Source organism: Brevibacterium sp. HMSC07C04, assembly GCF_001815905.1.
Classification (GTDB): Bacteria; Actinomycetota; Actinomycetes; order Actinomycetales; family Brevibacteriaceae; genus Brevibacterium.
Genome location: NZ_KV823262.1, coordinates 1 through 23,298, shown reverse-complemented (window position 1 = coordinate 23,298; position 23,298 = coordinate 1). Strand labels below are relative to the sequence as shown.

The window sequence follows — 23,298 nt, the reverse complement described above, 5'->3', positions numbered from 1 at the left end:
AAGCCGGTGGGCGCCTGTCTCGTGCAAGCTGGGCTGTCCTGACTCCAGGGGATCTTGGGCGCTGTCAGGGGTCGACGCTGGGTGAACAGTCTGGGTGTCCCCGTCAGCGACCAAAGCGCCGCGAACGGTTCGAAAAATCGCGCACCGCACGCAGAAAGTCGGTTTTGCGAAAAGCCGGCCAGTAGGCTTCGCAGAAGTAGAACTCCGAATAGGCGCTCTGCCACATCAGAAAACCAGACAGCCGCTGTTCGCCCGAAGACCGGATGATGAGGTCCGGGTCCGGCTGCCCCTTGGTGTACAGGTGCTCTGACAGCTTTTCTTCGGACACATCGTCAATTGCGCTGCTGAGATCACGGCCGGATTCAAGTTCGGCTTTGAGATAGGAACGCACAGCGTCGATGATTTCAGCGCGCCCGCCATAGCCGACGGCGATGTTGACCGCGACCCTCGACGCTGTTTCAGACGCTCCGCAGGATCGTTCCTGCGCCGCCTGCAGTTTGCTGCGCAGGGCACAGGGAAGAAGCTCGAGGTTTCCCACAAGGTTGACGGAGTACCACTCGGTATCGGCGATTTCGTCAACGAGATCGGCGATGATCTCGGTCAGCGCCGCAACTTCTTCTTCCGCCCGGGCCAGATTCTCCTTGGACAGGACGTAGAGAGTCACCATCTCTACACCGACTTCATCGCACCAGCCCAAGAACTCAATGATCTTCTGCGCACCGGCCCGGTGACCCTGTTCAGTCGTTGCGCCGAATTCGCGCGCCCAGCGGCGGTTGCCGTCGGTGATGACGCCGATGTGCCGTGGAACCGCGGTATCGGGCCGCAGCGCATTGACCATGAGCCGGTTGTACAGCCAGTGCAGCAGGCCCGTAGATGAACCAGCACGCGGTGTTTTCGGTGCTTTCATCGTTCGGCCTTTCTCCCTTGCGGACGGTTCATGCTCATCGTCTTCCACTCGTGGCATCCGCGGTGTGTTTTTGGGTGCGTTCTTAATCTAATAGATAGCAGGCATCGCTTTGCGGGATCCCCACCCTTCTGTCAGTCCTGAAACCTAGGCTTCTTCCATGAAGCATTCGACCGCCGCCTCCGCCGTTGTCCCGGACGATCTTGCCCACGGAGAAACACTGGCCTCCAGTCGGCGAGAGTCTGTCTCGCGCAGCCGCATTGTGCGCCGTCGGCGAGCTTTCCTGCGCACCGAACTGGGCCGGTTGGCCGGACAGAAGAAAACGTCGTGGCGCGGGTGGATTCACGTCGGAGCTTTTCCACTGGCTGTCATCGGCGGGCTTGCCGCAGTCATTTTGGGTCCCACAGTTCCAGTCCGCCTGGGTGCGGCCGTCTTCGCCCTGACGGGCATGCTCTTGTTCGGCACTTCGGCGGTGTATCACCGCGGGCCGTGGCGTATGCGCATCCGCCTGCTCCTGCGCCGGTTCGACCACGCCAATATCTTCCTCATCATTGCCGGAACCTACACCCCGCTGGCGCTGCTCCTGCTGCCAAGTGACAAGGCGCTGATCCTGCTGACCGTCATGTGGGTCGGCGCGGCCGCTGGTGTTGCCTTCAGACTCATCTGGACGTCAGCGCCGCGAGCGCTTTTCGTGCCGGTCTATGTGGGCATCGGCGTCGCCGGTGTGGGCTATGTGCCCCACATGTGGATTGAGAACCTCGCCGCGGGGATCCTCGTGGTGATCGGCGGTGCGTTCTACATTGCCGGTGCTGTCATCTACGGGCTCAAGCGCCCCAACCCTGTGCCGGGTGCTTTCGGCTTCCACGAAATCTTCCACGCCTGCACCGTGGTGGGCTATGGCTGTCATCTGGCGGCTATGCTGACCGCCTCCGTCATGGCCATGTGAAAGGTCTGGGGGGCCGCTGCAGTCGCAACGGCCCCGGACGTTTTCGGCCGATAGCTGACGAGGCGCCTGCCGGCTTTCAGTCCTGTGTTCGGGAATCTTCTTCGGGTTCGGGTTCCTCGCTGGCGTCATCCTGCTGGTCTTCCGGTCCTTTCCAGTCGGGACGGGCCGCCTGCTGTCCTTCGAGGTCGCCGTCTTTGCGCAGCGGAATGGTGTATTCGACCCGTGCGCCGTCACGTGCGCGGATGCGGCGGATGCGGCGAACTGCGTCGCGCATGAGGAAGATCGTCGCGACCACGACTAGGGCGGTGGCGACAAAGCCTATTGTGCCGGGTGTGACGAGCACGGGGTCTGGCAGTTTCGGCGGCTGGTTTTCTGCCGCGGCGAAGACGATGAGGTTCGGCATCATTCTCCTTGGGGTTTGTGGGCGGGTTCGACGATCTCAATTCCAGCCTCACGCATGGCGGCAGCCAGGTCTCCCGGCTGCACAGTGGTGCCGTTATCGAGCGTGATTCCCTCAAACAGGTCGTGTTCGGAGAAGTCGCCGAAGTCGCCTTCCCTGCCGGTGTTGTCGACAGCGAGTTCGAACTCTTCTGTTGGCCAGTACTGCTGGGCCAGCATCTGCACTTCAGAAAAGAATCCGCTGTTGGGATCGATCTGGGTGGCGTGCGCGCGCAGGGCTTCGGCCGCAGTTTCCAAAAAGGCGCCGGCGGGAATCGAGGCGGTCAGCCGGTAGTCGCGCTTGTCTGCCGATGTGCGGATCCGCTCCTGCCGTTCTTCGCTCAGCGGTGATTCAACGCCGAGAGCGGTCATAACGCTGTGGATGCGCATCCACTTGGCCGGGGTGAGGTCCATGTTGTAGTAGACCTTCGGCACCTGCCATGCGCCACCCAGCTCTGGGTTGCAGTCAGCGTCGGCAGCCATCCGAACTGCCAGCATTGTGGCTTCGTGGGTGCGGATGTGGTCCGGGTGAGGGTATCCGCCGAGTTCGTCATAGGTGGTCACCACGTGGGGGCGCAGTTGGCGGATGAGGTGGACCAGGGGTCGGGCCGACACTTCGGTTGGGGCCGTCCAGAACGTTCCGTGATCGATATCGTCAAAACCGCCTTCTGGCAGGCCCGAATCGACAAAGCCGATCCACTTGTGCTGGGCACCCAGACGCTGTGCGGCGCGAGCCATTTCATCGCGGCGCAGACCCGCGATGTCGCGGATGGCGGCAGGACTTCCGTCCAGAGCGGGATTGAGAATCGACCCCGCTTCTCCACCGGTCATCGTAGCGATTGTGACGTCCGCTCCAAGTGTTGTGTAGAGCGCCGTCGTCGCACCTCCCTTGGACGATTCATCATCAGGGTGAGCGTGCACGGCAAGCATGCGCAGCTGCGAATACGGCGCGGTTGATTTCACGTAGACCTCCATGAGGGCGCGGGCTCGCTCCCGGCGGAAATGACTCCTCTAGACTAGTACGTCGAACATGAACGCTTGGCAGAAAGGTCGGCTGTGAGCGAAAGGTACGGGGGGCGTGCACCCGGCTATCGAGGTGCACAGCTGAACAGACGCACGCTGCTCATCATTGCCGGCATCATTGCTGTCCTGATCACAGCCGGAGCTGCCTTTTTCGCCTTTCGACCGGCGGGCGCACCGACTACGGCATCCGATGTCGCCTTTGAAGCCGTCGATTCCAATCGGGCGATCGTGGAATTCAACATCCGGCCCGACCGCAGCCGCGATTCTGTGTGCTCTGTGGTTGCGAAGAACGACTTCGAGGCCGTGGTGGGATACCGCGAGGTGACGATCCCCGCAGCACCTGACACCGCCTCGTCAGACCTGTTTCATCAGGAAGTCAGTGTCAACACAACCCAGCTTGCAGTGCAGGGGCACTTAGAAACCTGCTGGTTTGTCAGCTAAAATGACGTGATAACCATCCCGGGTCCTCTGCGGACCCGGGATTTCACTTAGACATGCGCTGCACGGTGCAGCGCCTAAGGAGGAAACATCATGGCTGAAGAAAACGTCGGCGACAAGACGTGGCTGACCAAAGAGGCCTACGAGCGCCTGACAAAGGAACTCGAACACCTCCAGGGCCCCGGCCGAGCAGAAATCGCGGAGCGCATTGACGCTGCGCGCGAAGAAGGCGACCTCAAGGAAAACGGCGGCTACCACGCTGCGCGCGACGAGCAGGGTCAGATGGAGGCCCGCATCCGCCAGCTCGAAGAGCTGCTGCGCAACGCCGAAGTCGGCGAAGCGGACGCGGACGACAAAACCGCAGGACCCGGCAAGCTGATCGTCGTTGAGATGAACGGCCGAAAGATGGAGTTCCTGTTGGGTTCGCGCGAAATCATCTCGGAAGAAGACAAAGTCGAAGTGTTCTCCGAACAGTCGCCTCTGGGCCAGGCGGTCAACGGGGCGAAGGTCGGCGACGACGTCGAATACGAAGCCCCCAACGGCAGGAAGATCACTGTCACCGTGAAATCGGCGAAGGCGTACTGATCACCTGACACGCCGGAAGGCTCAACCTTTCTGAAGACGAAGACGGCGGGAGCAGACACTGTGTCTGCTCCCGCCGTCTTCGTCTTCAGCCCGACTCACCCGGAGGCTTCACTCTGTTTGAAATCGGAGATGATGACAGTGCGCCTCTGACTATCGGGGGTTCTGGCCGCAACACCCGGTGAGGTTTCGCCCGGCAGGTTCGGCCCCTCCCCGGACGCGATCACGCCTTCGCGCCGAGCATCGGCGAGCATCTGCTGGGAGGACAGTTCGGCCAGGTATCCAATAGCCGCAGACACGGAGGCGACAAGCGGCACAGCGAACAGTGCGCCGACAATGCCGAACTGATAGGAGCCGACGGTCACAGCAAGGACAACGGCAAGCGGGTGGACCGACACGGCCTTGCCCATGAGGAACGGCTGCAGCACGTTGCTCTCAACCTGCTGCACCAGCAGAACGATGCCGAGCATGACGATCGCGTGCACGAAGCCCTTGGCCACGAGAGCCAAGAGGACCGCGATGATGCCCGTGGCGACAGCACCGACAAACGGGATGAATGACGCCAGGAAGATCAGCACAGTCAGCGGGATGACAAGCGGCACACCCAGAATGAGCGCACCGATGCCGATGCCCAGAGCATCGACCGCCGCAACGATCACCTGGATCCGGGCGTACTGGCCCAGTGCCATCCAACCTCGGAAGGCGGCACCCAGTGCCGGTTCCCGTGCCGGAACCGGCAGCAGGCGGGTGATCCAGCGGGTGATCCGGCTGCCTTCGAGCAGGAAGAAGAAGGTGGCGAACAGCGAAATCAGCAAACCGGCGAAGAACGTGCCGACACTCGAAGCGGCGCCGAGAACACCCGTTGCGATCTTGCCCTTCTGAGCACTGAGAAATTCATTGACCTGCTGTGTTGCATCGGCAACAGTCTGCGCGATCACCGTCGAATCCAAGCCCAGCGGGTTCGACTGAATCCAAACGGCAATAGCGTCGACACCCTTCATGGTGGTCGACGTCAAGTCGATGATTCCGGCGACAAGCTGCTGGCCGACGAGCGCGAGCAGACCCGCTACCACCAGGATGAAGCTCAGAAGCACCGTCGCGGCGGCGGCCGTCCGGGGCCACTTGTGCCGAGCCAAGAAGTTCACCAGCGGCGTCAACAGGGCTGAAATCAGCAGAGCGACAAGCAGCGGAATGAGAACGTATGTGATCTTCGACAAAAGCCACAGCAGAACGGCCACCGCCGCCAATACAACCAGCGAGCGCCAGCTCCAGGCCGCAGCCAAGCGCAAACCGCGTGACACAAAGGGAACATAGCTTCGCGACTGCAGCCGGTACGCATCTGCCAGCGCGGGATCCGTCAGCTGCTCGGCAGCTGCCCCCGGCTGGTCTTTGGGGCTCTTCTTCGTCATGGGACCAGGCTATATCCTGTGCGCCCTTCAGCGCTCACGCCCGGCCGAACCGACGGCACTTACCGCAAACACGCTTTCGCGCGGAAACAGACCCTTCGTCGAGGGCAGATAGAGTGGGATCGTGAAGAACAGCTGGAAAGCGATACTCGCAGTCGGAACCACAGCCGGTGCCGCTGCAGGAGCCGGAACGGGAATCCTGCGGGCTCAGTCCAAACGAGTCCGCCGTGCATTCCGCGCTGATGCGCAGCGGCGCAAATATCCCCACGCTGCCGTTGTGTGCGACGACGGGACCCGAGGCCCTCTCAGCACCGAGGACAGCGAACTGCCAGCAGTTGCCGTCATTGGGGATTCGTGGCTGTCGGGAATCGGCCTGGAGACCGCTGATGACCACCCCGCAGTGCGCATTGCCCGCGGTTTTTCGGCCTTGACGCAGTCACCGGTCCGCCTGCGCAGCCTCGCTGTTCCCGCTGTCGGAGCGACTGCGATCGCCGCACAGGTCTCAGAGCTCTTGGCCGATCCGACCATGGAGCGCACACCCGGAGGCCCCCAGCTTCGCCTTGCTGTGATCTCAATGGGCACCGCCGATGTCGTCCACCCGGTCAAGGGCACCATCGGCCTGCCGATTCTCACCAACGCCATCAACCGCCTGCAGGTCGAAGGCAACTACAGGGTGTTCGTTCTGACCACTCCCAATCTCGGCGGCCTGCCGGGACTGCGCAATCCTGTGCGCACGGTCCTGCGCCGCTCATCGCGTGTTCTTGCCGGGTCCCAGACCGTTGCGGCCCTGTCGACGAACGCGGTGCCCATCAGCCTCACCCACCTGCTCTCCGGGACATCGCGTATGAGCCTCCTGGCCCCAGAGGGTCGCTATCCGTCGCGCTTCGGCAGCGCCCAGATCGCCTCGGCAATTGTCACAACAGCTGCCCGGGTCATGGATTTTCCCACTGCGATCGCACAGCAGTCCCAGCCGTCGTCCACTCCCCCGGCACCCACATCTGCCTTGCAGAGGCAGGCCGCCCGGGCGCCTAGGAGCTGTGCATCTGCAGAAGAACAGGACAGCGCCGAATGACCGCTGTGATCCTCGCGTCCGGGTCGCCTTCCCGACTGTCGATTCTGCGTGCCGCCGGCATAGAGCCGACCGTGATTGTCTCCGGTGTTGACGAAGATGCGGCGCTGAGCCTCGCTGCGCAGAAAGCGGGCCGCGAACTCACCACCGCCGAGCAGACAGCCGTTCTGGCATCTGCCAAAGGCCGTGCGGTCATCAGCGAACTCACTGCTGAAAATCTGCCGGGCAAAGCGGGAGAACCCGTTGTTCTCATCGCCTCTGATTCCATGCTTGAGCTCGACGGGCAGGCCGTCGGCAAGCCCCACACCCCGCAGCGCGCCCGCGCACTGTGGCGGACAATGGGCGGACGCACAGCTCACCTGCACAGCGGAATATTCATGGCCCGCCTGGAATGTCCGACCGGCGGAAGCGCACCGAGAGTCGAAGACTTCACGGAGGCCGTGGGATCGACGCTCATCACAACCGCTGAACTCACAGATGCCGAAATCGAGGCCTACGTGGGAACCCAAGAGCCTCTCGAGGTGGCTGGCGGGCTGACAATCGACGGCTATGGAGCCGCTTTCGTCACCCGAATCGAAGGCGATCACACCAACGTTCTGGGCATGTCCGTACCCCTGCTGCGCGATATGTGCCGACAGATGGGCGTCGAATGGCACTCCCTGTGGAACCGGGCCTCCGGTGCGAGCGTCTGATCGCGGCTGAAGGCGGGTGTCACTGCCCGGGCCGAGTAGGCCAGCCCACAGCAGACACGCACACCCAATGCTTGCGCCAAAAGCTTTTCCATTCCTTTTGTCACCAGCACACAAACCATTAGTGCTCATCACTAGATTTGCTGTGTCTATCCCCGACCCTCTCAGGAGAGCGAATGTCGCCGACCTTTTCCGCAACGGTGAAAACCAAGCCGTTCACGCGGGTGCTCATCGCCAATCGCGGTGAAATCGCCCTGCGGGTTGTCCGGGCGTGCCACGATCTCGGTCTGACCGCGATCGCCGCCTACACAACACCCGATTCGGACGCCGACTTCGTCCGCTACGCCGACGATGCCTGGCTCATGCCCGGCAGCGGTGCGGCTGAAACCTACCTCGACATCGACTCCATCCTCACAATCGCCGAACGCTCCGGCGCTGAAGCCGTCCACCCCGGCTACGGGTACCTGGCAGAAAGCCCCGAATTCGCCCAGGCGGTCATCGACGCGGGCCTCGTGTGGGTCGGACCTCCCCCGGCAGCCATCGCAGGCCTTGCAGACAAAGCCAACGCCCGCGCTGTGGCGCGTGAAGTCGGCGCACCCACCACGCGCGGATCCAACGGACCGGTGGAGAGCGTCGACGACGCCCTCGCCGTAGCCGACGAGATCGGCTACCCCGTTGTCATCAAAGCCGTGCACGGCGGCGGCGGGCGCGGCTTCCGCACGGCGGCCAGCCGGGCCGAACTGCCCCACGCATACGAATCCGCCGGCCGCGAAGCCAAAGCCGCTTTCGGCCGCGACGACGTGCTGGTCGAACAGCAGATCCTTCGTCCCCGCCACATCGAAGTCCAGGCGATCGCCGATGCCGCCGGGCGTGTCCTCATCGGGTCGACGCGCGACTGCACTCTGCAGCGCCGCAACCAGAAGATCATCGAAGAAGCCCCTGCACCGTTCCTCAGCGACGAACAGGTTGCCACTCTTGAAGAGGCAACCACGAGCATTCTGCATGCCGTGGGCTATGTGGGCGCTGCCACCTGTGAGTTCCTCATGGGCGACAACGGCATGCTGTCGTTTATGGAAACCAACGCCCGTATCCAGGTCGAGCACACCATCACGGAAGAGGTCGCGGGCATTGACCTTGTCGCATGGCAGCTGAAGATCGCCCAGGGCGAATCTCTGCCCGAATCCTTCCCCGCACCCCGCGGCCACGCCATCCAGTTCCGCATCAACGCAGAAGACCCCGCCCAGAACTTCTTCCCCGCAACCGGCAAGATCACCGCTCTGCGCGAGCCTGCCGGACCCGGCGTGCGCATGGACTCCGGCGTGGAAGTCGGCCGTTTCGTCACCTCGGACTTCGACCCCATGCTCGCCAAGCTCATTGTGACCGGCGAAGACCGCCAGCATGCACTCGCCCGCGCCCGCCGCGCACTGAGCGAATACGTACTCGAAGGGGTCGCAACGCTTCTGCCGCTGCACCGGGCCTTGGTGAACGAGCCGGCTTTCGCAGACGACTTCTCTGTGTCGACCGAATGGCTGCAGACCGAGTACGTCCCGAACTTCGACATCCCCGCTTCAACGCAGGCCGACCAGGGTGCCGAAAGCAGCTCGGTCGATGTTGTCGTCGAAGTCGACGGGCACCGCCTGACCGTCAAAGTTCCCAAGGAGCTGGCGGCGGCCGGCAACACAGCCGCTGCGACCGAACGCCCCGCCCGTCGCCTGCGCCGCAAGGGCTCACGGCGGGCAAGCGAATCGGCTGAGCTGGCAGCACCCATGCAGGGCACCATCGTGTCCGTCGAGGTGGCTGCCGGCGATTCAGTGTCCGAAGGTCAGACGCTGGCTGTCATCGAGGCCATGAAGATGGAGCAGCCCCTCAAAGCCGCCCGCGAAGGCGTTGTGAGCGACGTTCTCGTGGAGGCTGGCGCTTCCGTTAAGTCTGGAACAACACTCATCACCTTCGCTTCCTAAGCTCTGCCCGCTGAGTCTGCGCCCGAGGTCGGCAAGGCACCTGATGCCGCAGGCAGCAGTTGAATCGCAGGGCCACAGACAGCAGCAGAGCCGCACTTTGTGTGCGGCTCTGCTGCTGTCTGCTGTAACCGCCGCTGCGGTACGGCTTTGCGGCTGAAACTCAGAAGTCCAAACCTGCCGAGTGGTGCAGGCGGCGGGCGGCTTCTGTAATCGACCCGGACAGCGACGGGTACACGGCAAAGGAAGCTGAGAGCTGATCGACGGTGAGGCGGTTCTCAACAGCAACCGTGATCGGCATGATCAGTTCGGATGCCTTCGGGCCGACGACAACGCCGCCGAGTACGGAACCTGATCCGCGGCGGGCGTAGATCTTCACGAAGCCGTCCTTGATGCCCTGCATTTTTGCCCGCGCGTTGGTCGGCAGCGGCTGCAGCAGCTCTTCGACATCGTGGCCGGCTTCGGCCATCTCCGCCTGAGTGAAGCCGACCGTTGCGATTTCCGGTGCCGTGAAGACGTTGGAGGCCACATTGCGCAGCTTCAGCGGCATAACGGCGTCGCCGAAAGCGTGCCACATGGCAATGCGGCCCTGCATGGCGGCAACCGAAGCAAGCGGCAGCACGGGTGTGCAGTCACCCGCAGCGTAGATGCCCGGAACTGTTGTGCGCGAAACCCGGTCAACCACAATGTGACCGGAGTCTTCGAGTGCGATTCCGACGTTGTCCAAGCCGAGGTCATCGGTGTTGGGGATGGAGCCGACCGCCATGAGGCAGTGTGAGCACTTGACCTTGCGGCCATCTGCCAGTTCCACCGTCACACTGTCGCCGTCGCGGGTGACTGACGCCGCCCGCGAACGGCTGAGCACGTTCATGCCGCGGCCGCGCAGAGCGTTTTCGAGCACTTCGGCGGCGTCCTGGTCTTTGCCCGGCAGCACCTGGTCTCGGGAGGACACGAGGGTGACTTCGCACCCGAGCGCCTGATAGGCCGAGGCGAACTCGGCACCCGTCACACCGGAGCCGACAACCACGAGGTGCTCGGGCAGTTCATCGAGATCGTACAGCTGCTTCCAGGTGAGGATCCGCTCGCCGTCCGGCTTGGCGGAATCGAGTTCGCGCGGGTGCGCGCCGACGCTGAGCAGAATAGTGTCGGCTTTGAGCTGGTATTCGGTGCCGTCGGTTTCGGTCACGTCGACAAGATCGGGCCCGGCCAGCCGTCCGCGGCCCTTGATGACTTTGACACCGGCTTCGTGCAGTCCGTGCTTGATGTCAGTCGCCTGAGCGTCTGCAAGCCGTTTGATTCGCGCATTGATTCTGGCGAGGTCGGCACCCAGGACGGAGTCGTCTGAGTCTCCGGACTGAACGAGGCCCAGGTGCGAAGCCGATTCCATCTCAACCATGAGCTCGGCAGTTGCGATCAGCGATTTCGAGGGAACAACGTCGGTCAGAACTGCCGAACCGCCGGTGCGGTTGCTTTCGACCAGCATGACTTCACCGCCCATCTGAGCGGCGACGAGAGCGGCTTCGTATCCGCCGGGACCACCGCCGATGATGACTACACGGTTCTGCGAGGGATCAAGCACATTCTTCACAGGTGCATTATGGCAAACGCCCGGGGTGGCCTAACTGACCGGTCCGCGCGTTCCCGGCAAACAGCTCCGACCATCACTCTGCGGCCAACCTGAGTTGTCATGGAGTTCACACAAGAAACCCCTTGTGCACGAGTGCGCCATATGTGACCCTTGAAACAGGCTGTGAGCTACAGGCCATTCGAAGCACCCTCGCTCCCTTATTCAACACCTGGAACAGGTGCGCTTCGTCGCCCTCACCAGCCGCCTGCCTAACGGCAACCGTACGAAAGGACACCATGGACTGGCGCCATCGCGCAGCGTGCCTCAATGAGGACCCGGAACTCTTCTTCCCCATCGGAAACACAGGGCCGGCCCTGCTCCAGATCGAAGAGGCCAAAAGTGTATGCCGTCGTTGCGAAGTTGCTGAAACCTGCCTGCAGTGGGCCCTTGACTCCGGTCAGGACGCCGGTGTGTGGGGCGGTATGAGCGAAGACGAACGCCGTGCCCTCAAACGCCGTGCAGCCCGCGCACGCAGAGCACGCTGACAACAGACAAAGCGAGCGGGGACTGAGGTTTCAGTCCCCGCTTCTGCATTTGCACGCAGCTGCTCTCAGAGTTCCTTCGCTGCTCATCGTGATCCTCTGATGCTCTCAGAGTTCTTCCGCCCCGCGCAGGTGTCGCTACGAACCTTCGCGCAGCGGGACGTCAATGACTGCTTCTGTTCCCCCGCCGGGGCGCGGCCGCCACTCAATGGTCCCATCCAGGTTGGTTGTGATGAGCGTGCGGACAATCTGCGTTCCAAGGCCGGAGCCCGGTCCGCGCTCATCTGAGATCCCCACCCCGGTGTCAGCGACGATCACTTCGAGGCGGTCGTCGTAGCGGCGGGGTGTAACAGTCACCGACCCCTCAACCGTCTCTTCGTCGTCAAAGCCTCCGAAGCCGTGTTCAACCGCGTTGGTGACCAGTTCTGTCAGCGCCAGTGCAAGCGAAGTCGAATCAGCCGAGCTGATCGGCCCAAAGCTGCCGCGTCTGCTGACGGCCACCCGGATGTTCGGCGAAGCCAGCTCGGGGGTCAGGCGCAGACCCTTGTCGACGATCTCATCGAAATTGACTTCCGTTTCTATTCCCTGCGACAGCACGTCGTGGACAACCGCGATCATCTCAACCCGGCGCATAGCCTCCGACAGCGATTCTTTGGCATGCGGAGATTCTGCCCTCCTCTGCTGCAGGCGCAGGAGAGCCGACACTGTCTGCAGGTTGTTCTTCACCCGGTGGTGCACTTCGCGAATCATGGCGTCACGACTGAGCAGATCGCGTTCGCGCCTGCGGATCTCCGAAACATCGCGCAGCAGAACCAGCGCACCCGTTCGCACATCGCCGCGAGAAAGGGGAATAGACCGAAGCGACACTGCTACCCGGCCGGCTTCGACCTCCGTTCGCCACGCGGCCCGACCGGTGAGTACCAACGGCAGCGCCTCGTCGACAGGCCGCTGCTGTTTGATCAGGCCCGATACGATCTCAGCCAGGTAGCGGCCCTCGATATCACCTTCGTGCCCCAACCGGTGCAGCACCGAAATCCCATTGGGCGAAACATACCGAACCCTGCCCTCGCGGGCGAGAACAGCCAAACCGTCGCCCACCCGAGGTTCACCTCGGCGAGCAGCCGAGGGCGCCTCGGTTCCAGGGAAAGAGCCTTCGGCAACCATCGCCATGAGAGTCGATCCGCACAGGCGATAGTTCCGCTCCAGACGGCTCACGCCCCCGCGCCGCACGCCCTGAGTGTGGCGGGTCATCAGCGCAATCGTGCGCCCGTCGCGCCTGACCGGCACAGCTTCGACCTCCGCCAGATCGCACTCGTCTTCGTGGGAGGCCACAATCCGGTTCTGCGCGTAGGCGCGGGACAGCAGATCGTGCACCCCGGGCTCAGCGCGTTCGCCCACCTGGTCGCGGTGAAACACAGTCGCCCCGGTGGTGGGCCGACAGTGCGCGATGATGCGGAAGCTCTCGTCGCCGTCGACGCTTTCGGGAACCCACAGCACGAGGTCGGCAAACGACAGGTCGGCTATGAGCTGCCAATCCCCCACCAGCAGGTGGATCCACTCAATGTCTTCCTCACCGCGAATCGACGGGGCAGCCTGCAGCTCCTTTGAGAAGGTCATCGGACTTCAGACTGGAACTCGGTGGAGCGGACGACCGAGCGCAGCATGCGCAGCAGAACCGAAATCGGCGCCTGGCCCGGGTCGTCAATCCTGCTGATCTCCTCAATGAGCCCCACCACCTGCTCCATGCTCGTGCGGTTGGTGTACTCCCACTGCTCCATGCGCTCCACTGCGCGGTCTTCCAGCGTGGGCGCGGTGGTGTGTGAGACATCGAAAACAGACACCACGATGCCGTGCAGGGCCTGGTAGAACTCATCGCGCGTTGCAGCGCGTGCCAGTGCTTTCCACCGGCTGCTGCGGTCGAGCCTGCCGATCATCTTCAGAAGCGAAGCCGCTTCGAAGCGGGCCGACATGCCGTAGTAGACGGCCGCCACGTCAAGGGCCGGGCGGTCCACGCGGCTGGCGATCTGCACGATGTCCAGAAGTGAGAACTCATCGAGCAGCCCGGCAGCCCGAGCCGCGACGTCCTCCGGAACACCCTCATCGACGTAGGCCTGCTTGTTCGCTTGGTAGTCGGACAGGTCCTTGCCCTGCAGCACCGACGGCATGAGCTCACGCAGCTGAGCGACGGTCGCCTGGTAATACTCGAGGGCCCTGAGCACATCGAATTCGCCGGGAGCCTGCTGAATGAGCCAGCGCGAAGCGCGGTCCAGCAGTCTGACGGCGTTGTACTGCAGGCGCTTCTGCACATCAACGGACACCCGGTTGTCGAGTGTGCGGATGTCATCCAGGTGCGCCTCAAGGCTGAACAGCTCATTGACGACGGTGTAGACGCGCGCCGCGTGCGCGATTGTCGTTCCGGTTTCCTCCAGCAGGCGGTAGAGGTAGCTGATGCCGCCGAAGTCCACGATCCTGTTGACGAGGTTCGACACCGCGATCTCGCGGGCCAGCGGATGAGATTCGATGATGTCGGAGAAGCGCTCAGCCGCTGATGGTGGGAAGTAGCTTGCGAGGTACCGGCGCATAAACGCCTCATCCGGCACAGCGGAATTGAAGATCTGGCTGCCGGCATCCATTTTGACGTAGGCCAGCAGAACGGCGGTTTCCGGCGTTGTGATGCTTCCGCCTGCGTCGTGGCGCTGGGTCAGTTCGGCGTCTGTGGGCAGCGCTTCGACTTCGCGGTCGAGCCCGGCGTGCTCTTCGAGGTAGGCCATGAGCCGTTCGTGTGTCTGCGTCATAGACCGGGCGTTCCACGCGGCATCGCCGAGCGCGGCGTTCTGCGCGTAGTTGTGTTCGAGCACCGACCGAGCGACGTCGTCCTGCAGCGAGCGCAGCAGCCCGCTGCGGTCTTCGCGGGCCAGTGAGCCTGCCGCAATGGCCTGTTCCAGCAGCAGTTTGATGTTGACCTCGTGGTCGGATGCGTCGACGCCGCCGGAATTGTCGATCGCGTCGGTGTTGATGCGCACCCCGCTGCGGGCGGCTTCGACGCGGCCGCGCTGAGTGCAGGCGAGGTTTCCGCCCTCCACCACGACGCGCGCCTGCACGTCGGAACCGTTGATGCGGATGGCGTCGTTTGCCTTGTCGCCCACGTCGAGGTCGGTTTCTTCCGACGCTTTGAGGTAGGTGCCGATGCCGCCGAAGTACACGAGGTCGACCGGAGCGCGCAGGACTGCGCGGATGAGGTCATCCGGCGAGGTGGAGCCCGGCTCAATCCCAAGGGCCTCGGCTGCCTCCGCACTGACCGTGATGGCCTTCGCACTGCGGGAGAACACGCCGCCGCCGGCGGAGATGAGCTCTTGCGAGTAGTCCTTCCACGATGAGCCGGGAAGATCGTACAGCCGCTTGCGCTCCTGGAAAGAAGCGGCAGCGTCTGGGTTCGGGTCGATGAAGATGTCGCGGTGGTCAAACGCAGCAACCAGGCGGGTGTGGGGTGTGCGCAGCATTCCGTTGCCGAAGACGTCCCCGCTCATATCGCCGACACCGACGACGGTGAAGTCATCTTCATCCGTGTTGACCCCGAGCTCACGGAAGTGGCGTTCCGTGGACTTCCAGGCACCTCGTGATGTGATGCCCATTTCTTTGTGGTCGTAGCCGTTGGACCCGCCGGAGGCGAAGGCGTCGCCCAGCCAGAAGCCGCGGGCTGTTGAGATCGCGTTGGCGACATCGGAGAAGCGGGCGGTGCCCTTGTCGGCGGCGACGACGAGGTAGGCGTCTTCGCTGTCGTATACAACAGTGCGCTCGGGGCTGACAGCCGTGCCGCTGCCGTCGAGGTTGTCGGTGATGTCCAGCAGTGCGCCTATGAACTCTTCGTAGGCGGCCTGACCGGCGGCTGCGCGGGCTTCGGGGTCGCCCACCGGCAGCCCCTTGGGGTAAAAGCCGCCCTTCGCACCGGCGGGAACGATGAGAGCGTTCTTGACCATCTGGGTTTTGGCCAGGCCGAGAGCTTCCGTGCGGAAGTCATCGCGCCGGTCCGACCAGCGCAGGCCGCCGCGAGCCACAGCGCCGAAGCGCAGGTGCACGCCTTCAACCCGCGGCGAATATACCCACGTTTCGATCTGCGGGCGCGGCAGCGGCAGGAAGCCGAGCTCTTCGGGCAGCAGTTTGAACGCGAGCGCCGTGGGCAGGGCGCCGTCGGCCGGGTGGTAGAAGTTGGTGCGCACCGCGGCCCGAATAAAGGCCAGCATGGAGCGTACGATGCGGTCCTCATCGAGGGTTGCCAGACCGCGCAGGCCTGCCTCCACCCGGTTATCGTGCTCACTGACCGCAGTTTCGCGATCACCGGAGAACTCGGGGTCGAACTTTGCGGAGAACAGGTCGACCAGGCCGCGGGCCAAGTCGGTGTTCGCTGCCAGCACGCGGGCAATGTAGCTGTCGGAATAGGCCACCGAGGCCTGCCGCAGATAGCGGACGATCGAGCGCAGAAGTTCGACTTCGCGCCAGTTCAGGCCCGCCAGCAGCAGACGGTCGAGGTTGCCGTACTCGCGCTCTTCCATCCACCCTGCCAGGTAGGCATCTTCCAGCCGGCCGAAGTCGGCCTGCGTGATGGGTGTGGGGAACTCGATGCCGAAGTCGTACAGGTAGCGCTGCGTGCCGTCGCCGAGTGACAGGCGGTACGGACGTTCGTCGATGATGTCCCCGCCCATGGACGACAGCAGCGGCAGCATGGTCGACAGCGATGCGGGCTTGCGCTTGTAGAACAGCATGCGCACCCGGGTCAGTTCGGCGTCTTCCGGCAGTGTTTCCGGGTCGATGCCGCTTTCGCGCAGATGCTCGGAGTCCGGTTCGAACCGCATGAGTGCGCTGCCGAGCCGTTCGCACTCTTCAAAGCGGGCAATGTCAGTCAGGGCATCGTGCGGCGTGTAGGACTCTTCGTAGGCTCCTGGGAAAGCATTGCCCCACAGGGCGACTCGGGCTTGGTCGCTGTGGGATACGCGCGTGCCGGAAGGGGCGAGGAATTCCTGCACGTCTTCGCTCCAGGACCGCACGGCCCCGCGGATCCGGGCGGCGACTTCTGCGGAGTCGACCGCGGGCAGCGGCTCACTGCGGGCAACCCGGGCGGTGAAGTGCAGACGAGCCAGCGCCGAAGAGCTCAGCTGGACGTCGAAGTCCACGCTCTCAGCCCGATAGCGCTGACGCAGAACTCGCTCTACACGTTTGCGGGAGGCCGTGTCGTAGAGGTCGCGCGGAACATACACGAGCACGGAGACGAAGCGTTCGTAGTCGTCACGGCGGATGAACACGCTGGCTTCGCGCTTCTCCTGCAGATTGACCACCGGCAGGACGACCTTTTCGATGTCCTCGACTGACGACTGCAGGATTTCATCACGCGGGTAGCTTTCAAGCACCGACAGCAGTTCGTCGCCCGAATGCGATTCGCGCGACATTCCGGAACGTTCGATGATCTCTCGGGCTTTGCGGCGGATGACGGGAATGTCGAGGACTGACGAGGTGTACATCGACGAGGTGTACAGGCCGACAAAGCGCTTTTCGCCCACGATCTGCCCGTTCTCGTCAAAGGTTTTCACCCCCAGGTAGTCCATGTAGTCGGGGCGGATGATGTGGGAGCGTGAGTTCGCCTTTGTCAGGACGAGAACGTGACGGTCCTCTGCATGTGCCGCAACGGCTTCTGACAGAGGTGAGGTGGTGGCGCTGCGCATAGCGGAAATGCCCAGCGCGGTGGCTTCAATGGGTTCGAGAACCGACTGGCCGTCGATGTTCTTCAGCCGGTACTCGCGGTAGCCCATGAAAGCGAACCGGCCGTCAAGCCACTCCAGGAGTGCCGCGGCTTCGCTCGCTTCGTCTTCGAGGTCGTCTGCCGGCGGGTTTTCGCGCAGCCGCTGAGCGATTTCCCGAGCTCGGTCCCGCATGGCCGGATAATCGCCGGTGGCGGCGCTGAGCATGCTGACAACACTGGCGAGAGTCTCCTGCAGCTGGGCGAACTCTGCTTCTGGAATCCGGTCGATTTCAATGTGGATCCACGATTCGACGTTCGTCTGCCCGCCGTCGCCTAGTTCAGCCGAGATGATCGGCAGGGCCGATGTATCGGTTGTGGTCTGCTGCAGCTGTGCCGGGTCGATGACCTCAAGCGTGCCACCGGTGCGCACGGTCCGCAGGATGGGGTGGTGCACAGCCCGGATGGCGTAGCCGAGGCTGGAGACCTTATTGACAATCGAGGACAGGAGGAACCGCTTGTCGCCGACGACGATGTCGATGATGGTGCGATTGCCCGTGTAGTCAGGATCGTCAGCGTCAGGGTTGTGAATGTCAATCTGCGGTGCTTCGCCGTCGAAGCGCCCGGCAACACCGAAGTGGTAGTCGAGGGTGGCCGCGAGCACTTCCGGACCGTACACCTCGAAATCGCTTTCGGTGACATTCGGATAATACGCGCTGACAAGGGCTGCTGATCCGGGATTGCCGGACAGCTGCTGCCAGCTCTGTGCGATTTCGGCGGTGTAGGCCTGCGTCACGCTCATCACCTCATGAGTGGTCTAAAGCTTTCGGTACCACTCTAGGTCGTCAACGACGATCGGTATATTTGCCGAATGAAGAAAATCCGAGTGAGTGAACGACTCCGGGCCGAAACCACCTCAGTGCGCTCGATCCTGGCTTCCCCGCACAGCTGGCAGACAGCAGAGGGCTCCACCGCGACGGCCGAAGCCGGTGATGCTGGAACGATCGTGCGGGCCCGTGCTTCACTGGCCTCTTTTGACCTTCCCGATGCGGCAGCCGCCTTTGTGAGCAAAGCCGCCAACCTGGAGCAGACGATCACAGTGCCCGACGCATTCCCGGATGAGCCGGCCGCCTACGCGGCTGAGATCCCGGGTGTGCCGCTGCGGATCACCGCCGATGTCACGGCTGAGGGACTGGGCGATGGGCATTCGCTCATCACGGTCGACGCCGAGGCGGAATCGTCAGTCCCGCTGCTGGGCGGCATGATCGAAGAAGCCGCGGCAGCCGCCGTCGAACGGGTTTTCCGCGACCGGCTGGCCTCAATCGCCAAAGCCGGCTGAGGTTCTGGCCGACGGGCGGCTTCTCAACCGGCGAGCGGAAGTCTGAGGCCGACTGATTGAGACCGGCGGTCAGGCGCGGAAGTCTGCAAGCAGGTGGTCGATCTCAGACGGCGCATACCACAGCAGGTCCTGCTCGATCAGCTCATCTTCCGTGCTGCTGTGCCGTAAGTGCTCATCAACATGAAAGCTCACAACGGCGGCCGCGGGAAGACTCGCTGTGCTCACCGCGATCTGATCATCCACGTTCGAAGCTCCGCCCACCTCAACATCGGCAGCCGCCACAATCCTGGCGGTGCCGCTGGAAGCCGCAGAAGCGGCTGCCGCTGTCGCCGCGGCTGTCATCGCGCGCCACTCGGCATAGTCAAGGTCATCCCCGCGCAGGGCCGCGGCAGAATCTGTCAGGAAGAACACGGTTCGCTCCCCCAGGTTCGGCCAGGCGGCAGCGAATTCTTCGAAGTCACAGGCTGTGTACACGCGCTTCTTCATACGCCTATTGTCCAATGGCGCTGGGCTCAACAGCACCGGCCCCGGTATCGCGGAGTGATGAGCGCAGCAGATCGGCAAGCCCCCGCCGGCGGTTCCGTCCCGTTCGCCTGCGGGCAGCCGGTGCCAGTCCCAAGGTCCTGGCGAAGTCCCACAGGGCGATGCTCAGAGCACTCTTCGGCGAGGCCTCGATGATTGTGGTGCCGGAGAGGACAGCACGGTCGAGCGCATCGCGCGCATCCGGCAGAAGAACCGGAGATTCACAGCCGACAAAGCGCATCAGCGTCTGCTTGATCCGCTGCTCGGGATCGGCCCCGACAGCGCTTTCGCGCACACGATTGACCACGGTGTGCAGTTTCTTTGCCCGTCGAGCCCGCTCACTTCCGAGGACATTCATCAGTCGCACAAGCGCCGGCGGTTCCGCCGCGCCGACCACGATGAGGTCATCAGCGGAATCAAGGACCGCCCGGGTTGCCGCATGCCGGTCGTAGAAGGGATCCGCGAGAGGATCATCCGGGTCGATGCGGGCCGCAACATCGACAATGACAGCCGAATAGCGTTTGGCAAGCTCCTCCAGAACAGCTGTCAGCGCTGCGGCCCGCACCTCCGGCCACCGGTCAGCGCGACTGAGCCCGGTCACAACGTCAAAGCCCGGCCGGACACGCGCAGTGCAGCGCGAGATGACGGCCTCGTCAAGAGATTCTGCACTGCGGCACAGCGCAGCAATCTTCGACGCGTCGTCCAGCAGCCCCAACATCACCGCCTGAGAGGCGTGCACCGTGTCAGCGTCCACCAGAATCGTCGAAGCCGCCCGCGAACTGATATCGGCAAGTGCTGCCGCAAGCGTGGACCGTCCAGGCGCACCGTCAGCGCCCCACACCGCGACGATCCGCCCCGGACTTCCGCTGTATACCGGGGCAGCCGTCGGCGGTTCGGGAATATCAGCCGGTTCGGCAAGCGCGCAGGCGCGCACCGCATCACACAGGGCTTCTGCCGGACAGCCGGCCTCCACCTCGGCAGCCACGCCCCAGTCGGACACCAGCCCCGAACCGTAGCCCAGAATCCGAACGCCCAAACGCCGAGCCCTGTCCCGAAATTCGGCGTCCACGCCCGGAAAATAGCGGCTGACCACATAGACTTCGGCCGCACCGGCCGACATCGCGGCAGCCAGTTCGACCGCATCGGCAGGACGGGAGCGGACCGCAATGTCGCCTGCGGCAGAAAGCGCCGCCGCCGCGGAGCTTTCAAACTCGACATCGACCGCGACAACAACTGAAATCATGGGCTGTCCTTCGGAATCGACACCACCGACAGGTGATCTTCTGCCGCAATCGCCTGCAGAACCTTCTGCAGGCTGTCATTGGGCACAAAGACCTCGACACTCACCCCGGAGTTGACCGCAAAGCCCCCGCCCTCACGCTGAACAGAAAGAACTGCGGCATTGCGCAGAACAGCCTGGGGCTCTCCCCTGTCCTTGCGCATGTCGACTGCCCACACATCAACCCGGGAACCGGCCTTCACATCTGCCGGCAGGGACTGCTGGAGCAGCAGGGAAACCCGACGACCGCCCAGGCTGTCACCGGAACCGACCTGAGAGGTCGGCACGAGGTCCCCGGCAGCGATAGGGCTGAGAACAGTCTGGCCGATGAGGTCGTCATCAGCAGCGCGCTTGTAGCCGCCGCTGTCTTCTGGCAGACGAACCTCAACCGGACGGATGTTCTCGCGAGTGATGACAGTTCCCGGTGCCAGCGGTTCCGCAGCCGCCCACACCGTCGTGGTTTTCGCAACGCTCGTCACGACAAACCACGTGGCGACAACAGATGCGACAAGTATGAGAACAGCTACGAGAACGCGCGGATCGCGAAGCTTGGGAGCGCGAAAGCGAGGTGCAGTGTGCATCAGATCTCCATTGATCGATTTTTCTGCCGTTACATGTATTTTGCTACCATTTGATGCAGTTTGCGGGATATTCTTCTTTGAATATACACGGACGCACCATCCGTGCCCACCCCCTGCGCTTCACCACCAGTCAAAGGAGCTCAGAATGGTCGTCGAAACCCGTTTCCTCCCACTCACCGACGTTGCAGAGATGCTCAGCATTTCGACCGCCGGAGCGCGCAACCTCGTCCGCTCCGGCGAACTGCGGGCCATCAAGGTCGGCGGCCGAGGCCAGTGGCGCGTGGAGAAGTCAGAAATCGAAAACTACATTCAGCGCATGTACGCCCAAACCCAGCAGGAGATCGAAGCCGGCACCGACATGTGATCGCCGCTAGCGCAGAACCCTGACCACAGAGATCCGGCGCAGAGGCACCAGCTCAAAGACTCCCCGCCTGCGCAGCTGCAGGTAGTCTCGGGCCACAGCGTGCAGCAACCCTTCAAGGCTCGCCCCGGCGGTTTCAACGCGCACCTGTGCCCGCTGCGCACACCACTGCCCCAGTATCGACCGCGCCGAACGCCAGCGTCCCTGCGCCGCGTGTTCGCGCGGTCTCAGAGCAGCCCCTTCAACCGCTGCAAGCATCACGAGAACTTCGCCCTCAAGACAGCAGCACCCCTCGCCGACAGACACCAGTGTGCCTGAAACAGCGCCGGAGGCAGTGCGCAGATGAACGTGCTGACCGACGGCACCGGCCAAGCGCTCAACAAAGGTGACCTCGTAGAAGCTTTCAGCAACAAGGTCACCGTATTCACCCTCGCGTTCGCGGGCTGCCTCAGCGGCAGCCTGGCCCTCGAGATCGGCAAAAAGCTCATCAAAGCGGTCCATGAATACATTGTGCCGCGAGTCACAGAATCCAGCCATTGAGCAAAAACTTTAATCGAAGTTATTCGAACATCGTTGCACTTTAGTTCCTGTGATGTATTTTAATATCAGCTGATCACAAAGGAGTGACTATGAAGCCAACCGAACTTCACCTGGGAGCGTCCGCCCTGCACCTGCTCATCTGCATCGCGCTGCTGACAGCAGGGCCCTCTCTGGCAGACCGAGCCCTGAACGCAGACATCGGCGCAGCAGCAGTCGTGACAACCCTGTGCGCGGCCGCACTCGCCGGACTTCGCCTGCAGCTGTCCCTGGCACTCATCGCGGCCGCTCGCGCCTTTGACCTCATCGGCCTGCCGGGTGCGGCAGCGCTTGCGGCCGGAGCACGCAGAGTCGCCCCCGCCGCATTGAAAGCATCGGCAGCTTCCATGACGGCAGTCGTTCTCGCAACGAGCACAGCCCACGCCGCACCAAGCCAATCCGCACCTGCGCAGAGCTCATCAACAGCACCCCAGACTGTCGGCGCACACAGCACAACACCACCTCCCCACTGGCCGACAACACCGCCGGGAGACACCCCCTATCTCGACACTCGCACCGACGCTCCGGCAGACCCCAGCTGGCCGACACAGCCGCCTGAGTCGAGTTCGCCGGGCTCACAAGCGCCAGATTCACAAGCGCCGGAAACACCGACGCGCAGTTCACAGCCAAAGGAGAGTCCACGTGAAACTCGCGAAACGGCAGAGGCGAAGACCTCGCACAAAGCCGGCGCGCCCCATCGCGTAACAGTCGCAGAGGGCGACAGCATCTGGAAGATCGCACTCGCTCACCCAAAGCCCGGACAGTCAACAGCTGAGCGCGTCAATGCCATCAGTCGCGCCAACGCAGACGTGCTGAACGGCAACCCCGACCTCATCTATCCCAACACCGAACTGGAGCTGCCATGACCGCCGAACCGCTCACCCTGACCCGACCCGCCGGAACCCGCGTTCGCGCACCGAAGAAACCTCTTCCAACGCCGAAAGAGCAGACAGCTGCTGAAAAACAGCGCGAAGCGGAAGCCGCAGCCGCCTTTGTCCGCTCAATCGTCACCGCTTTGACCGAAGTCGAATACGGCGTGCGGACCCTGCAGTCCATTGAACGGTGGCTCGCCCCGGAAGTCCGCAGCGCCATCGTATCCTCACTGCGAGTGCGCCGGACCCTGCGCGCCGAACAGCCTGTGGACTACATCCGGGGAATCGGCCGCCCGCGCCTGAGCAGTCCCGCACCGAACGTCATAGAGGCCGCTGTCTCCATCGCACTGAGGCCCCGGACGAAAGCGTGTGCGCTGCGGTTGGAAAAGAACCGCGGGCGATGGATTGTCCGCGAATATCTGACAGGCTGACACAACAGGGAAGGCCTGCTCATAAACCGAGCCTCGCGCTGCAGCGC

At 63.2% G+C, this 23,298-nt stretch carries 22 protein-coding genes; 11 read left to right on the top strand and 11 right to left on the bottom strand.

Going from position 1 to position 23,298, the window contains the following annotated elements:
• Positions 1 to 103: 103 nt before the first annotated feature.
• Positions 104 to 907 (bottom strand): polyprenyl diphosphate synthase, encoded by an 804-nt coding sequence (gene uppS / locus HMPREF3162_RS06775; RefSeq protein WP_070777432.1) that lies wholly within the window; start codon positions 905 to 907, stop codon positions 104 to 106.
• Positions 908 to 1,064: 157 nt separating this feature from the next.
• Between uppS and HMPREF3162_RS06770 the strand changes: the two genes are divergently transcribed.
• The gene (locus HMPREF3162_RS06770) at positions 1,065 to 1,850 is read left to right on the top strand and encodes a PAQR family membrane homeostasis protein TrhA (protein ID WP_070777405.1); all 786 of its coding nucleotides are present in this window, start codon (positions 1,065 to 1,067) and stop codon (positions 1,848 to 1,850) included.
• A 76-nt stretch (positions 1,851 to 1,926) separates the two neighbouring features.
• Here HMPREF3162_RS06770 and HMPREF3162_RS06765 read toward each other — a convergent pair whose 3' ends face one another.
• Both HMPREF3162_RS06765 and mca read right to left on the bottom strand, forming a co-directional pair.
• Complete coding sequence (locus HMPREF3162_RS06765) at positions 1,927 to 2,253, bottom strand: hypothetical protein (RefSeq protein WP_070777403.1); 327 nt, start codon at positions 2,251 to 2,253, stop codon at positions 1,927 to 1,929.
• The gene (gene mca, locus HMPREF3162_RS06760) at positions 2,253 to 3,251 is read right to left on the bottom strand and encodes a mycothiol conjugate amidase Mca (RefSeq protein WP_070777429.1); all 999 of its coding nucleotides are present in this window, start codon (positions 3,249 to 3,251) and stop codon (positions 2,253 to 2,255) included. The genes HMPREF3162_RS06765 and mca overlap by 1 nt, the downstream gene beginning before the upstream one ends.
• Positions 3,252 to 3,344: 93 nt before the next feature.
• Here mca and HMPREF3162_RS06755 point away from each other — a divergent pair, with 93 nt between their 5' ends.
• Together HMPREF3162_RS06755 and greA are read left to right on the top strand one after the other, a co-directional pair.
• Positions 3,345 to 3,752, top strand: coding sequence for a DUF4307 domain-containing protein (locus HMPREF3162_RS06755; protein ID WP_070576618.1), 408 nt, complete (start codon positions 3,345 to 3,347; stop codon positions 3,750 to 3,752).
• 90 nt (positions 3,753 to 3,842) lie between these two features.
• A complete protein-coding gene (greA, locus tag HMPREF3162_RS06750) occupies positions 3,843 to 4,334 on the top strand; it encodes a transcription elongation factor GreA (RefSeq protein WP_070576621.1) in 492 nt (163 codons plus the stop codon).
• Positions 4,335 to 4,429: 95 nt separating this feature from the next.
• On the opposite strand, the gene HMPREF3162_RS06745 is transcribed toward greA, so the two are convergent.
• Positions 4,430 to 5,740: an AI-2E family transporter gene (locus HMPREF3162_RS06745; protein WP_070576624.1), complete on the bottom strand. Its 1,311-nt coding sequence runs from the start codon at positions 5,738 to 5,740 to the stop codon at positions 4,430 to 4,432.
• 121 nt (positions 5,741 to 5,861) lie between these two features.
• Here HMPREF3162_RS06745 and HMPREF3162_RS06740 point away from each other — a divergent pair, with 121 nt between their 5' ends.
• The 3 genes from HMPREF3162_RS06740 to HMPREF3162_RS06730 all read left to right on the top strand — a co-directional run bounded on the left by HMPREF3162_RS06740 (position 5,862) and on the right by HMPREF3162_RS06730 (position 9,456).
• Complete coding sequence (locus HMPREF3162_RS06740) at positions 5,862 to 6,809, top strand: SGNH/GDSL hydrolase family protein (protein ID WP_070777401.1); 948 nt, start codon at positions 5,862 to 5,864, stop codon at positions 6,807 to 6,809.
• On the top strand, positions 6,806 to 7,498 hold the full coding sequence (locus HMPREF3162_RS06735; RefSeq protein ID WP_070777398.1) for a Maf family protein: 693 nt from the start codon (positions 6,806 to 6,808) through the stop codon (positions 7,496 to 7,498). Before HMPREF3162_RS06740 ends, HMPREF3162_RS06735 begins: the two co-directional genes overlap by 4 nt.
• Positions 7,499 to 7,671: 173 nt before the next feature.
• Positions 7,672 to 9,456, top strand: coding sequence for an acetyl/propionyl/methylcrotonyl-CoA carboxylase subunit alpha (locus HMPREF3162_RS06730; protein ID WP_070777396.1), 1,785 nt, complete (start codon positions 7,672 to 7,674; stop codon positions 9,454 to 9,456).
• A 160-nt stretch (positions 9,457 to 9,616) separates the two neighbouring features.
• Here HMPREF3162_RS06730 and HMPREF3162_RS06725 read toward each other — a convergent pair whose 3' ends face one another.
• Complete coding sequence (locus HMPREF3162_RS06725; RefSeq protein ID WP_070576635.1) at positions 9,617 to 11,041, bottom strand: NAD(P)H-quinone dehydrogenase; 1,425 nt, start codon at positions 11,039 to 11,041, stop codon at positions 9,617 to 9,619.
• A gap of 275 nt (positions 11,042 to 11,316) precedes the next feature.
• On the opposite strand from HMPREF3162_RS06725, the gene HMPREF3162_RS06720 reads away from it, so the two are divergent.
• Positions 11,317 to 11,565, top strand: coding sequence for a WhiB family transcriptional regulator (locus HMPREF3162_RS06720; protein WP_019175610.1), 249 nt, complete (start codon positions 11,317 to 11,319; stop codon positions 11,563 to 11,565).
• 135 nt (positions 11,566 to 11,700) lie between these two features.
• Here the strand turns inward: HMPREF3162_RS06720 and HMPREF3162_RS06715 are convergent, their stop codons facing one another.
• Both HMPREF3162_RS06715 and HMPREF3162_RS06710 read right to left on the bottom strand, forming a co-directional pair.
• On the bottom strand, positions 11,701 to 13,179 hold the full coding sequence (locus HMPREF3162_RS06715; protein ID WP_070777393.1) for a sensor histidine kinase: 1,479 nt from the start codon (positions 13,177 to 13,179) through the stop codon (positions 11,701 to 11,703).
• Positions 13,176 to 18,092: an NAD-glutamate dehydrogenase gene (locus HMPREF3162_RS06710; RefSeq protein WP_070777391.1), complete on the bottom strand. Its 4,917-nt coding sequence runs from the start codon at positions 18,090 to 18,092 to the stop codon at positions 13,176 to 13,178. Before HMPREF3162_RS06710 ends, HMPREF3162_RS06715 begins: the two co-directional genes overlap by 4 nt.
• Before the next feature lie 84 nt (positions 18,093 to 18,176).
• On the opposite strand from HMPREF3162_RS06710, the gene HMPREF3162_RS06705 reads away from it, so the two are divergent.
• Entirely contained in the window at positions 18,177 to 18,629 is a 453-nt protein-coding gene (locus HMPREF3162_RS06705; protein ID WP_070777389.1) for a DUF2505 family protein, read from the top strand.
• Positions 18,630 to 18,698: 69 nt separating this feature from the next.
• Here the strand turns inward: HMPREF3162_RS06705 and HMPREF3162_RS06700 are convergent, their stop codons facing one another.
• The 3 genes from HMPREF3162_RS06700 to HMPREF3162_RS06690 are packed head-to-tail and all read right to left on the bottom strand — an operon-like array spanning position 18,699 to position 21,011.
• Complete coding sequence (locus HMPREF3162_RS06700) at positions 18,699 to 19,115, bottom strand: DUF6912 family protein (protein ID WP_070576646.1); 417 nt, start codon at positions 19,113 to 19,115, stop codon at positions 18,699 to 18,701.
• Positions 19,116 to 19,119: 4 nt separating this feature from the next.
• Positions 19,120 to 20,394 (bottom strand): CpaE/TadZ family protein, encoded by a 1,275-nt coding sequence (locus HMPREF3162_RS06695; protein WP_070576649.1) that lies wholly within the window; start codon positions 20,392 to 20,394, stop codon positions 19,120 to 19,122.
• Positions 20,391 to 21,011, bottom strand: coding sequence for an SAF domain-containing protein (locus HMPREF3162_RS06690; RefSeq protein ID WP_070576652.1), 621 nt, complete (start codon positions 21,009 to 21,011; stop codon positions 20,391 to 20,393). Before HMPREF3162_RS06690 ends, HMPREF3162_RS06695 begins: the two co-directional genes overlap by 4 nt.
• A 145-nt stretch (positions 21,012 to 21,156) precedes the next feature.
• Between HMPREF3162_RS06690 and HMPREF3162_RS06685 the strand changes: the two genes are divergently transcribed.
• Positions 21,157 to 21,375, top strand: coding sequence for a helix-turn-helix domain-containing protein (locus tag HMPREF3162_RS06685; protein WP_070576656.1), 219 nt, complete (start codon positions 21,157 to 21,159; stop codon positions 21,373 to 21,375).
• 6 nt (positions 21,376 to 21,381) lie between these two features.
• On the opposite strand, the gene HMPREF3162_RS06680 is transcribed toward HMPREF3162_RS06685, so the two are convergent.
• Positions 21,382 to 21,873 carry a hypothetical protein gene (locus HMPREF3162_RS06680; RefSeq protein ID WP_070576659.1) on the bottom strand — a complete coding sequence of 164 codons (492 nt, stop codon included), beginning with the start codon at positions 21,871 to 21,873 and terminating at the stop codon, positions 21,382 to 21,384.
• Positions 21,874 to 22,001: 128 nt separating this feature from the next.
• Here HMPREF3162_RS06680 and HMPREF3162_RS06675 point away from each other — a divergent pair, with 128 nt between their 5' ends.
• Positions 22,002 to 22,814 carry a LysM peptidoglycan-binding domain-containing protein gene (locus HMPREF3162_RS06675; RefSeq protein WP_070777387.1) on the top strand — a complete coding sequence of 271 codons (813 nt, stop codon included), beginning with the start codon at positions 22,002 to 22,004 and terminating at the stop codon, positions 22,812 to 22,814.
• The gene (locus HMPREF3162_RS06670; protein WP_070576666.1) at positions 22,811 to 23,251 is read left to right on the top strand and encodes an Rv3235 family protein; all 441 of its coding nucleotides are present in this window, start codon (positions 22,811 to 22,813) and stop codon (positions 23,249 to 23,251) included. The genes HMPREF3162_RS06675 and HMPREF3162_RS06670 overlap by 4 nt, the downstream gene beginning before the upstream one ends.
• Positions 23,252 to 23,298: the final 47 nt, after the last annotated feature.

Bases quoted from the DNA above. Each gene is read 5' to 3' on its own strand.
- HMPREF3162_RS06745 (WP_070576624.1), bottom strand. From the start codon at position 5,740: ATGACGAAGAAGAGCCCCAAAGACCAGCCGGGGGCAGCTGCCGAGCAG.
- HMPREF3162_RS06715 (WP_070777393.1), bottom strand. From the start codon at position 13,179: ATGACCTTCTCAAAGGAGCTGCAGGCTGCCCCGTCGATTCGCGGTGAG.
- HMPREF3162_RS06690 (WP_070576652.1), bottom strand. From the start codon at position 21,011: ATGCACACTGCACCTCGCTTTCGCGCTCCCAAGCTTCGCGATCCGCGC.
- HMPREF3162_RS06680 (WP_070576659.1), bottom strand. From the start codon at position 21,873: ATGGACCGCTTTGATGAGCTTTTTGCCGATCTCGAGGGCCAGGCTGCC.
- HMPREF3162_RS06675 (WP_070777387.1), top strand. From the start codon at position 22,002: ATGAAGCCAACCGAACTTCACCTGGGAGCGTCCGCCCTGCACCTGCTC.
- HMPREF3162_RS06685 (WP_070576656.1), top strand. From the start codon at position 21,157: ATGGTCGTCGAAACCCGTTTCCTCCCACTCACCGACGTTGCAGAGATG.
- HMPREF3162_RS06700 (WP_070576646.1), bottom strand. From the start codon at position 19,115: ATGAAGAAGCGCGTGTACACAGCCTGTGACTTCGAAGAATTCGCTGCC.
- HMPREF3162_RS06770 (WP_070777405.1), top strand. From the start codon at position 1,065: ATGAAGCATTCGACCGCCGCCTCCGCCGTTGTCCCGGACGATCTTGCC.
- HMPREF3162_RS06710 (WP_070777391.1), bottom strand. From the start codon at position 18,092: ATGAGCGTGACGCAGGCCTACACCGCCGAAATCGCACAGAGCTGGCAG.
- HMPREF3162_RS06720 (WP_019175610.1), top strand. From the start codon at position 11,317: ATGGACTGGCGCCATCGCGCAGCGTGCCTCAATGAGGACCCGGAACTC.
- greA (WP_070576621.1), top strand. From the start codon at position 3,843: ATGGCTGAAGAAAACGTCGGCGACAAGACGTGGCTGACCAAAGAGGCC.
- uppS (WP_070777432.1), bottom strand. From the start codon at position 907: ATGAAAGCACCGAAAACACCGCGTGCTGGTTCATCTACGGGCCTGCTG.
- HMPREF3162_RS06765 (WP_070777403.1), bottom strand. From the start codon at position 2,253: ATGCCGAACCTCATCGTCTTCGCCGCGGCAGAAAACCAGCCGCCGAAA.
- HMPREF3162_RS06730 (WP_070777396.1), top strand. From the start codon at position 7,672: ATGTCGCCGACCTTTTCCGCAACGGTGAAAACCAAGCCGTTCACGCGG.
- HMPREF3162_RS06735 (WP_070777398.1), top strand. From the start codon at position 6,806: ATGACCGCTGTGATCCTCGCGTCCGGGTCGCCTTCCCGACTGTCGATT.
- HMPREF3162_RS06670 (WP_070576666.1), top strand. From the start codon at position 22,811: ATGACCGCCGAACCGCTCACCCTGACCCGACCCGCCGGAACCCGCGTT.
- HMPREF3162_RS06695 (WP_070576649.1), bottom strand. From the start codon at position 20,394: ATGATTTCAGTTGTTGTCGCGGTCGATGTCGAGTTTGAAAGCTCCGCG.